Here is a 12,072-nt window from a genome sequence, read left to right on the forward strand (position 1 = left end):
CTTTGGCTTCGGTTGTCTTGGCTTCGTTGCGCTGACTTTGAAGCTCCGCAATTGGCGAAGCCCACGGAGAATGGCACATTGCTGCCAACGAGAACATCCATCCAAAGGGAGACGCGACATGGCAGGTGTGAAACAGGCGCGGGATGGCGCGGTCGGGATCCTGACGCTGGACGAGCCGGCGAGCCTGAACGCGATGACGCCGGACCTGCTCGGCGCGCTTGCCGCCGCCATCGCCGAGATGACGCGGGACGAAAGCGTTCGCGCCCTGATCCTCACCGGTGCCGGACGCGGCTTTTGCTCGGGGCAGAATTTGAAGGCCTCTGAAGCGCTCGGCGAGGATATCGCCGCTGGCGTGATGCGCTTCTACTGGCCGGCGTTCAAGGCGCTGCGCGAATGCCGCGTGCCTGTCGTCGTCGCCGTCAACGGCGTGGCCGCCGGTGGCGGCTTCAGTCTGGCAATGGCCGGCGACATGATTATTGCGGCGCGGTCGGCGAGCTTCATCCAGGTGTTCAGCCGGATTGCGCTGGTGCCGGATCTCGGCTCGACCTGGCTGTTGCCACGGCTGATCGGCCGGCAGCGCGCGCTCGAGCTGATGCTCCTGAACGAGCCGCTGACGGCCGAACGCGCCCAGGAGATCGGTCTGGTGCGGCAGGTCGTCGACGATGCGAAGCTGATGGAGGAGGCGTTGACCCTGGCGCGCCGCCTCGCCGACGGTCCGACGCGCGCCTTGGTCGCGACCCGCGCGCTCATCGAGGAGAGCGAGCACACGGCCTACGAGGCGCAGTTCCGCCGCGAGATCGAGCTTCAGGCTACGATCCGCAAGAGCGCCGATGCCATCGAAGGCCGCAACGCCTTCGTCGAGAAGCGCAAGGCGAAGTTTACGGGTAAGTGAGGGGGACAGCTGCCCCGAACTCGTCATGCCCGGGCATAGCCGTCTGAAGGACGGCGTCGCTTCGCTCGCCTATGTCCCGGGCATCCACGTCTTTGCATCCGCGTTAAAAAACGTGGATGGCCGGGACAAGCCCGGCCATGACGACAAAGAGACAGAGATCAGGGGGACAGCGGCGAAGCCGCAGCGCTCAGAGCGAGCCGTCGCTGCGGCCAGCGCGATGCTTGGCGCGCCATTTCGGCCCCGGCCCGCGCATGTAATGAAGCTCGGGGCGGTAGGGGTTGCCTGCGATCCGCACCAGCTTCTGCCATTTGGTGGCGACGAAGCTCAGGGGCTGGCAAAGCAGGGTCAGTGAGGCGAACAACACGGCATCACCTCAATGCGGCTTGCCGAGCATGGCGGTGAAGGGGAGATCGAAAATCTCCTCGCCGTCGGAGTCGCTGACATGGATGATCCAGTCGCGCCAGTCCTCGGCACCGGGTGTCTGGATCATCGAGTGCATGATCTGCGCGGCACGGTCGCGCGCCTCGGTCAGGCTGGCGACCGCGGTGCCGCTGCGATCGATCAGCGTGCCCTCGGTATTGGAGCAGTGAAAATAGACCTGGACCATATGCCCCTCCTGTAGGGAGCGATTGGGACGGCAAACCGATACCACCCGAGGCATTCGCGAAATATTCGGGGCGAGCCCGGTAAGGGAATCTACGGAGATTGGTCGCCACGAAGACCCCTGTGGGTTTGATCACAGGGGAGTGATGGTCAACTGGACGGCGTTCCTGCGGCATGGAACAACTTTGGACGGAAAGTCCGGGAGGCCGCCGTGAACCACCTCACATTCTGGCGTGAACGCCGAAGCCTGCGCCTGTTGGCGGCGGTCGTCGTCGGAGCGTTGCTCGGCCTCACCTCCGGAGCCTCCTCCGAACCGGTGAGGAAAAGCGGCTATGCGATCGGCACGGAAACCTGTGGCAGCGGCGATCTCGCCTTTCCCAGAATCCAGATCGACATGAAGGCGGGATTTTGCGCCGGCCTCGTTGCAAGCGAGGAGGACCATCTCAAATTTCCGCGCTCGATCGTCCAGGTGCCGGGCCGTGATCTGTTCGTGGTCGCCGACATGGGCGGCTGGGGCCATACCGACGGCCGGTTGCTGCTGCTCGATCCGCATGCGCCCCAAGGGCAGCGCTTCAAGGAGCTGTTGACTGCGATCGAATATCCCTTCGGCCTCGTGATCGGCCCGGACAAGAAACTCTACGCTTCGACCGCCGAGACGATCTTCCGGTTCGACCCGCTCGCCGACAATCCGCGCAGCACGGTCGAGACTATCGTCCGGCACATGCCCGGCCGTCGGATCACGCTGCCTGACGGCACCAGGCTCGACGAGAGTGCCCATCCGCTCAAGCAGTTCGTGTTCGACAGGAACGGCCGGCTGTTCGTCAACATCGGCTCGCACAGCGACGACTGCATCACGCCGGCCCCGATCACACGGCCTTGCGCGGCCGCTGAGGGCGCTGCCGCGATGGCATCGATCTGGCTGTTCACGCCGCCCGCGGGCGGCATCTTTCCGGCCTTGAAGCCGAACGATCCCGATCCGCCGCACACTGTTTATGCGCGCGGCTTGCGCAATTCGATGGCGCTAGCACTGCACCCGAATTTTCCCGATGCCGGCTACGCCTTCCTGCAGGGCGAGAACGGCCGCGATCTCTCTGATATCTTCAAGCCGAACGAGGAGATCAACGCGGTCGAGCAGGGCAAGCACTATGGCTGGCCCTATTGCTACGACGTCTCGACGCCGAGCTCCGAATTCAAGCTCGTGCTGCAATCCGGGACCTACAAGTCGCTCTGCGCGGCCAATGCGCTCTACAAGGCGCCGTTCTCGCTGTTGCCGCCGCACGGGGCGCCGCTCGCGATGCTTTACTATCACGGCGCCAAATTTCCGGAGCTGGAGGGCAAGCTGCTGGTCGGCCTGCACGGTTACCGCCCGACCGGCAGCCGCGTCCTCATCTATGAGGTCGACGATCACGGCTTCCCCAAGCCGAGCCCGGCGCCGGTGCGCTACCACGTCAGTTGCGCGGCCGACCCGACACGCAGCTTTCAGACCGACGCTGGCGAGATCGCCGCCGCGCCGTTCGAGGAGCTGATCGCCGGCTGGCACCGCGTCAACGGCGCGCGACCGCAAGGCGCGCCGGTCGGCATGACGGTTGCGGAGGACGGCGCGATCTGGCTGGTCGAGGACAAGAATCAGACCGTGATCCGCATCGACCGCGCCGCCGGCGATCCGCCGCAGCCGTTGCCCTGCGACATGCGCAGCCAGGCGATGATCGACCAGCTCGCGGCGTTCGTCGCCAGGGATGCGCAGAACAGCGGCCGGGTCACCACGCTGCGCAAGGGCCTCGTCGAGAAGCATTGCGTCGGTTGCCATTCCGATTTCGGACTGAAGCCGGGCCAATCGGACGCGGACAAGAACGCCACGGTGCTGCGCTTCATGCTGTCGCAGGACGGCTGGATTTATCCTGATGATCCCGAGTCCGGAAAGCTGCGCACGCGGCTGCGCGGTCTCGGCGCGGAGAAGCTGATGCCGCCGGGCGGCGAAAGCCTGCCGAAGACCGAGCCCGGCTATGCACGTCTGCTCGACACCGTGGATTTGCTCGTCGCGAAAATGGTTCCGGGCACGCGGATGCGGATCAAGTCGGGCCCGCCGCAACGCAAGTTCTATGGCAAGTCCAACAAGGAATGCGGCGAAATACCGGCCTCCAAGGTCGTCGTCGTGACACAAAGGAGCGCTGTAGACAAACCCGGCTTCAGCCGATTCTTCCGGCCGGCCGATCCCTATCTCAATGGCGGGTGCACCGACGGCGATGGCTATTACATCCGGCAGGAATTTCTGGTGCCTGTGCAGTAGCGTTTTCCTCGTCATCGCGACGGCGTCCGCCCAAGCGGAAACGAAACTGTTCGAAAGCGCGCAGGTGACGCCGCCTGGCGAATACACCTTCGGCATCGAAGGGCCCGCCGCCGACCTCGACGGCAATCTCTTCGTCGTCAACTTCGGCAAGCCCGGCACCATCGGCAAGTTGCCGGCGGGCGGCGCCGCTTCGGAGCAATTCACAGCGCTCCCCGAGGGCAGCGTCGGCAACGCCATCCGCTTCGATCGCAGCGGCACCATGTTCATCGCCGACTACAAGAAGCACAATATCTTCGCGATCCCGAAGGGCGCGACCGAGCCGGTCATCTGGTTTCACTCGGACGAGATGAACCAGCCCAACGACATCACGGTTGCCCGCGACGGCACGATCTATGCGAGCGATCCGAACTGGAAAGGCCGCGAAGGCCACATCTGGCGTATCTCCAAAGCCGCCGATGGGTCGGTGCAGGGGCAAGTCATGTCGGCGCCGCGCGCGATGGGCACCACCAACGGCATCGATCTCAGTCCTGATGGCAAGACGCTCTATGTCGGGGAATCCAGCAGCGGCCAGATCTGGTCGTATGCGATCAATGGCAACGAGCTCACCGGCGCAAAACTCGTCAAGACGTTCCAGCCCGACACCATCGACGGTCTGCGCACCGACGTCAGCGGCCGTCTCTATGTCGCGCGCATCCTCAAGGGGACGATCGCGCTGATGAAGCCCAATGGCGCGGTGGAGCGCGAGATCACGCTGAGGGGCAAGGAGCCGACTAACCTCGCCTTCGGCGGCAGCGACGGCAAGACCGTCTTCGTCACACAGCGCCAGGGCGGCTTCATCGAGGCCTTCCGCACCGACCAGCCGGGTCGCGAGCACTGCCTCCAGCGCGGGCGCTGCTGAGCTCAAGCGATTCAAAGGCGGTCTGCTCCGAACGCAGAACAGTGCGGCGAGGACGGAATTCTTCTTGCTTGCATCTGGCCGCGGCAGGGATCAAGACATCTGCGGCACCGTTCAAAGAGCACGCGATCACGGAGTGTTTTGAGTGAAAGCCGTCCATACCGAACTGCAACGCAGCCACGATCCGCAATTCTTCCTGGTTCGCGGTGTCGTCAAGCGCACCACCGAGCAGCCCGAGCGCGCCGACCGCCTGCTCAAGGGGTTAAAGGATGGCAAGCATCTGCTGGTCGAGCCGGCTAAGTTCGGGCAGGGCCCGCGTGCGCGCATTCACAGTCCGGAATATCTGTCGTTCCTGAGTGAAGCCTGGGACGCGTGGACTGCGCTCGGCGATGCCGGCCCGGAGATGATCGGCAATATCCATCCCGTGCGCTATGCCGCGACCTATCCGACCCATATCGTCGGCAAGCTCGGCTGGCACACCGCCGACACAGCGGCGCCGATCGGCCCCGGCACCTGGGCCGCGGTTTGCGCCGCGACGGACGTGGCGGTCACCGCGGCGCAGATGGTGATGGACGGCGAGGATGCGACCTACGCGCTCTGCCGTCCGCCCGGCCATCACGCCTATCGCGACATGGCCGGCGGGTTCTGCTTTCTCAACAACAGCGCGATCGCCGCTGCTCATCTGCGGCTCAAGCACGAGCGCGTCGTGATCCTCGACGTCGACGTTCATCACGGCAATGGCACCCAAGGCATCTTCTACGCGCGGCCGGACGTCTACACGATATCGATCCACGCCGATCCCATCGCGTACTATCCTTACGTGTGGGGCTACGCGCATGAGCGCGGCGAAGGACCCGGCCTCGGCACCAATCTCAACATTCCCTTGGCCATCGGCACCGGCGATGACGGCTACATCCAGGCGTTGGACGTCGCGCGCAAGGCGATCGAGTCCTTTGCGCCCGGCGCCCTCGTCATCGCGCTCGGCCTCGACGCCTCCGAGCATGATCCGCTCCGCGGCCTCGCCGTCACCACGCCCGGCTTCCGCCGCATCGGCCAGGCCATCGCCAGGATGGGCCTTCCGACCGTATTCGTGCAGGAGGGCGGTTATCTCTCGGAGATTTTGGGCGCGAACCTGACCTCGGTGCTGGCAGGGTTCGAAGAGGCGCGGTGAGGCGAGTTCTTCACCTCTGCTTGCGGGGAGAGGTCGGAATTCGCGAGAGCAAATGCCGGGCGAGGGGCAGTCTCTTCGAATCTAACTGTCACCGTTTTTGTTGAAGCAGCCCCGCAACCTGACGCTCTCCCCGTAAGAACAGGGAGAGTGGGAAGAGTTCAAAACATTCGTCATTCAGCCGCTTCCTGGAGCGGCCAGGCATTGCGGCTGATGGGAAGGCCGCCGTCCGCACGGGAGCCATCGGCGATCGCGAGGCGGTGCGAGGGCGACGGCGAGCACAGCGAGAAGCGCCAGCCGCGCGGATCGTCGGCGATATCAGGCTTGAAGCTGATCTCGATGGCTTCGCGTGACACCTGCATCGCGAATGCGTCGAGGGGCAGGTTGAGCCCAAACCCCCTGGCCTTCAGATAGGCCTCCTTGAGCGTCCAGTAGTCGAAAAAGCGCTCGATCGCGGTTGGCTCCGGCAGGCTGCGCAGCGTTTCGACCTCCTCCGGCGCAAAGAAGCGAAGCGCGGTGGACAGCGGCGCGACACGCCGTGACACTGTTTCGACGTCGACGCCGACGGCCTCGTGCCTGGATACGACGCAGGCGACGCAGCCGTCGGCATGCGACAGGCTGAAATGCAGCGCGGTCGACGTTGCGGGCGCTGCAACGAACGGCCGCCCATAGCGGCCGGCTGCAAAGGACCAGTCGGAGGGCGCTACATTGGGTGCAACCCGCGAAAGCGCCAGGCGCAGCATGGCGTGGGCGAAAATATATTGCCGCCGATGCCGCTCGAACATGAAGCGGTCGGCGCGGACCCGTTCGTCGACCGAGAGCAGGCGACGGCACGCATCGGCCGTGCCCGGCGCGTCAATGGTCTCGATCAGTCCGACAAACAGTTCAATCCTGTCGTCTGCCATCAATACGGCCTTTGGCGTCAGGCGGAGGCCAAATCCCCAGCCCTGACGGAAGAATCAACTGAGCAAGAATCAACGAGTGAACCGCTCTTAGCGGTCCACTCAGGCAAATTCTTGTCGATTTGCGGGCCGGTTTACCGACGCAAGCTTGTGCGAGGCCCGACCTCGACGCGCGAGTGACAAATGTTCGAAAAATGAAGCCAGAAGATTCGTGCGGCGTCCCGGCCGACGAGCCCTACTTTTTCTCGACGTTCAGCAACTTTTGCAGGGCCTTGCGGTCATTTTCGCCCAGCGAGGCGCCCTTGGTAAATTTGATGAAACCCACAACATTCCCCCGATTGAAAATAAATCGTCAAAATCAAAGCGCGGGAATAATCTTGCGCGGTGGCGGCAAATAATCAAGATGCAACTTGGTCAATCACAGCTTTGGCGAGTGAACCCCTATTGGCCTGTTCTGAACAGCCAGTCATGTCGCCCTGCGGTCGAGCAATCGGCCGAGCGGCGCGTCGGGTTGGGCGACGGCCGTCCCCAGCAGTGTGACGAGTTCGGCCATCCACTCGCCGACCATAAGGCCATCGAGCAGTTCACTCTTGTAATTGCATGAACCGGTGATTCCCGTCGGACACTCCTTGAGCATCAGCGACAGCCAGGTCTGGTCGATTGGCAGCACCGGCTGGCCCTCGCGCGCGATGTTTCCGATCGATTGCACCGCGTAGGTGAGGGGCGGCCGGCCCGGCGCAAGGAGGGCGGGCGCTGCCGGTGTCCTGCGCGCATAAAAATCGAGAAGGCCGCCGATTTGGGCAAAGGTCTCGGTTTCGGCTGATCCCTCTCCTGCACCGGATGCAATGTCCGACAATGCCATTCCCTTTTGATCTGATTGGGCTATTCTTCCTGGAACTTAGGGAACGCGTCCAGTCTGAGGTGAAGTTCGGGCCCCGAAATCTGTGGCTGAGGGGCCCAAAGCCCTTCGACGGAGTGATGGTGGGGCAGAATCACCATGCTGGAGAATGAACCGGGCACGAGGACGGAAGGCGGGCTGAAGCACTGGCTCGAAGGCATCGGTCTTGGTCACTACACCGATCTCTTTGCGCAGCACCGTCTCGATCTCGATGTCATGGGAGATCTGACCGAGTCCGATCTGGTCGAGCTCGGATTGCCGCTGGGCGATCGCAAGCGGCTCCAGCGGGCCATGACCGCGCTGTTCCAGGCCGAGACCGCTGAGAAGCCCGACGCGGCGGCTCGCCCGCAAGCCCGGACGGAGGTCGGCGCCGAGCGGCGTCAGCTCACCACCATGTTTTGTGACATGGTGGACTCCACCTCGCTCTCGGCGCAGTTCGACCCGGAGGATGTGCGCGACATGATCGCGAGCTTCCGCGAAACCTGCGTCCGCGTTGTGAAGCATTACGAAGGTTTTGCCGCCCGCTTCGTCGGCGATGGCATTCTGGTCTATTTCGGCTATCCGACCGCGCATGAGGACGATGCCGAGCGCGCGGTGCGCGCCGGGCTCGAGATCCTGCGGGTGCTGTCGACCGCCCGCGCGATCGAGCCGCGCGGTGCGCTCAGCCGCGCGGCCCGCCGTCCGCATCGGGATCGCGACCGGCCTCGTCGTGGTCGGCGACCTCGTGGGGCAAGGCACCGAAGAGCGCGACTCCGCGGTCGGGGAAACCGTCAATCTTGCTGCACGCCTGCAAGGCCTGGCGCCGCCCAACGGCGTCGTGATCTCCGCCTCGACCCAGTCGCTGCTGAAGGGAAAGTTCGACTACCGCAATCTCGGCGCCCACGCGTTGAAGGGCATCTCGGAGAAGGCTCAGGCCTGGCATGTGGTGCGCGCCTCGCGGGTCGAAACCCGCTTCGCCGCCGCCATGGGCTCGCGGCTGACCCCGCTCGTCAACCGCGAGGAGGAGATCGCGCTGTTGATGGGGCGCTGGCAGCAGAGCAAAGACGGCGACGGCCAGGTCGTGGTCAAGTTCGGCGAGCCTGGCATCGGCAAGTCGCGCATCATCCAGGAAATCTTCGAGCGGATCGCGGGCGACCGGCACGGACAGGTCTCGTTCCAGTGCTCGCCCTATCACACCTCCACGGCGTTCTATCCATTCGCCGAGCAGCTCAGGTTCTCCCTTGGCCTCGACCGCGAGGACCCATCCGCGGCGTCGTTGGTGAGCCTGGAGAACGCGATCTCCGCCGCCCATGGCGACATCGAACAGGTCGCGCCGCTATTTGCCGCGCTGTTGTCGATTCCGACCGGAGACCGCTATCCGCCGCTCGAGCTGTCGCCGCAGCAGCAAAAGGACGCGACGGTCTCGGCGCTGGTCAATCATTTTCTCGGCCTCGCGCGCGAGATGCCGCTGGTGATCGCGTTCGAGGATTTGCACTGGATCGACCCGACCTCCCGTGAGGTGATCGACCTCCTGGTCGACCGGGTGCAGAGCCGGCCGGTCCTGCTCATCATCACCGCGCGCTCCGAATTCCAGCCGAGCTGGAGCGCGCATTCGCACATCACGACCTTGGTGCTGAACCGCCTGAGCCGCCAGTTGCGCACGACGCTCGTCGAGCGCGTCGCCGGGAGGGAGCTGCCCAAGGAGGTCGTCGAGGAGATCATCGTCAAGACCGACGGCGTGCCGCTGTTCCTGGAAGAGCTCACCAAGACCGTTCTCGAATCCAACCTCCTGACCGAGCGTCACGGGCGCTACGTGCTGTCGGGCCCCTGGCGGCAGCTCGCGATCCCGGCGACCCTGACGGACTCGCTGATGGCCCGGCTGGACCGGATGGGGCCGTTCAAGCGGATCGCGCAGATCGGCGCCACCATCGGCCGCGAGTTCTCCTACGAGACGCTGCACGCGGTCGCCAACACGCCGGCGGAGCAGATCGAGGCCGCGCTCAATCATCTGGAGGAAGCGGGACTGATCATGCGCCGCGGTCATCCGCCGGATGCGCTCTACTCCTTCAAGCACGTGATGATCCAGAACGCCGCACATGCGAGCCTGTTGCACAGCGAGCGGCGCAAGCTGCATGCGCGCATCGCGCAGGTGCTTGGCGAGATGTATCCGGAGAAGACCGAGCGCGAGCCGGAGCTGCTCGCCCACCATCTGACCGAATCCGGCCAGAGCGAGGGCGCCGCAAGTTTCTGGCTCAAGGCCGGCAAGCGGGCGGCCAGGAGCAGCGCCAATCTCGAGGCGATCGGCCATCTGCGTCGGGGCCTCGGTGTCGTCCAGGCCCATGCGCGCATGCAAGGTGCCGACGAGATGGAGCTCGAGTTGCGCATTGCGCTCGGCAATGCGCTGATCGCCGCCAAGGGCTACGCGGTACAGGAGGTCGAGGAGAACTACATCCGCGCGCTCGAGCTCGGTCAGCAGCTCAATGACGACGAGAAGGCCTTCGCCGCCACTCGCGGGCTGTGGGTGTGTCATTTCATTCGCGCCGATCTCACCCGCGCGCACGATCTCAGCGTCGAGCTGTTGAAGTTCGCCAAGCGCGAGCGGCTGAACGAGCGGACGCAGCCGGCGCAGCAGACCGGCTATCTGATCGAGGCGCACCGCTCGATCGCAATGACCATGCTTTATCGCGGCCGCTTTGCCGCCGCGCAGCATCATTTGCATCGCTGCATCAACCTCTACAGTCCCGACCTGCACTCCGATCTGATGGAGCGCCATGGCACCGATCCCGGCGTCGTCTCGCTGTCCTATCTCGGCTACCTCCTGTGGTTCCTTGGTCGGCCCGACGCGGCGCGTCAGCATAGTGAGCAGGCGATCGCGAATGCCGAGAAGATCCGCCACCCCTTCACGCTGGCCTTCGCGCTCGTGTTCGGCGCCTATCTCTGCCAGCATCTGCGTGACGTCGAGGGCACGCGCGATCACGCCAACCGCGCCATGATCATCGCCACCGAGCACAATTTCCTGCACTGGAAGCAGCAGGCAGCGATCCTGCGCGGCTGGGCGCTGGCCCAGCTCGGCGAGGCCGATGAAGGTCTGAGCCAGATGCGCCTTGGCCTCGACGAATACGAGGCGATGGATTCCTGGCTTGCCGGCTGCTGGTTCCGCTGCCTGCTCGCGGAAGCCTATGCCAAGGTCGGGATGCGCGATGCGGCCTTGCGCGCGCTCGACGGCGCGCTCGCAACCGCCAGACGAACCGGCGATCACTCCTACCTTGCCGAGGTCTACCGCCTGCAAGGCGAGATCACGCTATCGGGCGGCGACCCGGGATCGGTGCAAGAGGCCGAGGATCTGTTCTGTCTGTCGCTGGAGGTCGCCCGCAAGCAGGGCGCACTGTCCTGGGAGTTGCGCACCGCCGTCAGCCTCGCGCGCCTGTCGCACGAGGCTGGCAAGCGCGAGCACGCCAGCCTCCTGCTCGTGCCGATCGTCGGCAAGTTCGACGAGGGTTTCCTCACGCCGGACCTGAAGCAGGCGATGCAGCTGGTCAACGAGCTCGGAGGGGACGCGCCCGTCCGTGTACAGGCCCATGCCGTGAAATGAGCGACCTTGCTGCCGCGCGTGCGCAATACGTCGAGTTGATTGCGAAACGCGAGCGGATTTCCTCGCCGCACCTGCTCGAAGCGCTCGCTGCCGTCCCGCGCGAGGATTTTCTGGCGAGGGGACCCTGGCGCATCAAGAGCGAGGCTGCGCGCAGCTACCGGCTCACACCCGACGCCGATCCCGTTCATCTCTACGACAATGTGCTGGTCGCGATCGACGCGCGGCGCAAGCTCGACACCGGGCTACCGAGCCTTTGGGCGCAGTTCATCGATGTGCTCGACGTCGGGGAGAAGGATCGTGTGGTTCAGATCGGCTGCGGGCTCGGCTATTTCTCGGCGGTGCTGTCGAAGATCGTAGGCCCCAAGGGCAGGGTGCGCGCAATCGAATGCGACGAGCGGCTCGCGGCTCGCGCAGCGAACTACCTTCGCGCCTATCGCAACGTCGCGGTCGTCCGCGGTGACGGATGTGAAGATATCGGCGAGCCCGCCGACGTGATCATCGTGCATGCCGGCTTCCCGCATCCGCATCCGCGCTGGCTTCAGTCGCTCCGCCCGCATGGTCGTCTTTTGGTGCCGCTGACCCAGCGGGATCGTGAAGGTGCGGTTATCAAGATTGCGCGCAAGGGCAGGGGCTTCCAGGCCGAAGCCGTTCAGCAGATCCGGATCTTTCCCGGCCAGGGACGCGGCACGACCGCGCTGGACGACCGCGTTGCCGACTGGTGGCAGCGCGCCTCTGCACTTGCGCCGCTGCGCTTTCGCGGAATCGAGCAAGGACTGCCGTCGGATGGTTAGAGCGTTTTCGAGCGAACTGGAGACCGGTTTGCGTAACGAAAACGCGTCAAAACAAGAATCTTGCC

General features: G+C 64.6%; 8 protein-coding genes and 2 pseudogenes. 6 read left to right on the top strand and 4 right to left on the bottom strand.

Annotated elements, in window-relative coordinates:
• Positions 1-118: 118 nt before the first annotated feature.
• A complete protein-coding gene (locus AC630_RS22780; protein WP_074120689.1) occupies positions 119-892 on the top strand; it encodes an enoyl-CoA hydratase-related protein in 774 nt (257 codons plus the stop codon).
• 187 nt (positions 893-1,079) lie between these two features.
• Here AC630_RS22780 and AC630_RS45555 read toward each other — a convergent pair whose 3' ends face one another.
• Both AC630_RS45555 and AC630_RS22785 read right to left on the bottom strand, forming a co-directional pair.
• Positions 1,080-1,256 (bottom strand): hypothetical protein, encoded by a 177-nt coding sequence (locus tag AC630_RS45555; protein ID WP_167561256.1) that lies wholly within the window; start codon positions 1,254-1,256, stop codon positions 1,080-1,082.
• 9 nt (positions 1,257-1,265) lie between these two features.
• Positions 1,266-1,499, bottom strand: a complete 234-nt coding sequence (locus tag AC630_RS22785; protein WP_074120690.1) for a DUF6894 family protein — start codon at positions 1,497-1,499, stop codon at positions 1,266-1,268.
• Positions 1,500-1,706: 207 nt separating this feature from the next.
• Between AC630_RS22785 and AC630_RS22790 the strand changes: the two genes are divergently transcribed.
• From AC630_RS22790 to AC630_RS22800, 3 genes are all read left to right on the top strand, one after another.
• Positions 1,707-3,782, top strand: coding sequence for a PQQ-dependent sugar dehydrogenase (locus tag AC630_RS22790; protein ID WP_074120691.1), 2,076 nt, complete (start codon positions 1,707-1,709; stop codon positions 3,780-3,782).
• Positions 3,739-4,680 carry an SMP-30/gluconolactonase/LRE family protein gene (locus tag AC630_RS22795; RefSeq protein ID WP_074120713.1) on the top strand — a complete coding sequence of 314 codons (942 nt, stop codon included), beginning with the start codon at positions 3,739-3,741 and terminating at the stop codon, positions 4,678-4,680. The genes AC630_RS22790 and AC630_RS22795 overlap by 44 nt, the downstream gene beginning before the upstream one ends.
• A gap of 142 nt (positions 4,681-4,822) precedes the next feature.
• A complete protein-coding gene (locus tag AC630_RS22800) occupies positions 4,823-5,848 on the top strand; it encodes a histone deacetylase family protein (protein ID WP_074120692.1) in 1,026 nt (341 codons plus the stop codon).
• Positions 5,849-6,018: 170 nt separating this feature from the next.
• Here the strand turns inward: AC630_RS22800 and AC630_RS22805 are convergent, their stop codons facing one another.
• Together AC630_RS22805 and AC630_RS44130 are read right to left on the bottom strand one after the other, a co-directional pair.
• Positions 6,019-6,750, bottom strand: coding sequence for a 4'-phosphopantetheinyl transferase family protein (locus AC630_RS22805; RefSeq protein ID WP_074120693.1), 732 nt, complete (start codon positions 6,748-6,750; stop codon positions 6,019-6,021).
• A 463-nt stretch (positions 6,751-7,213) separates the two neighbouring features.
• Positions 7,214-7,459, bottom strand: a pseudogene (locus AC630_RS44130) (hypothetical protein); the annotation flags it as partial.
• Between the two features lie 285 nt (positions 7,460-7,744).
• On the opposite strand from AC630_RS44130, the pseudogene AC630_RS22815 reads away from it, so the two are divergent.
• Both AC630_RS22815 and AC630_RS22820 read left to right on the top strand, forming a co-directional pair.
• A pseudogene (locus AC630_RS22815) lies at positions 7,745-11,216 on the top strand (ATP-binding protein).
• Positions 11,213-12,007 (top strand): protein-L-isoaspartate O-methyltransferase family protein, encoded by a 795-nt coding sequence (locus tag AC630_RS22820; RefSeq protein WP_074120695.1) that lies wholly within the window; start codon positions 11,213-11,215, stop codon positions 12,005-12,007. Before AC630_RS22815 ends, AC630_RS22820 begins: the two are co-directional and overlap by 4 nt.
• The last annotated feature ends 65 nt before the right edge of the window (positions 12,008-12,072 follow it).

This window comes from Bradyrhizobium sp. AS23.2 (assembly GCF_001908185.1).
Taxonomy (GTDB): domain Bacteria; phylum Pseudomonadota; class Alphaproteobacteria; order Rhizobiales; family Xanthobacteraceae; genus Bradyrhizobium.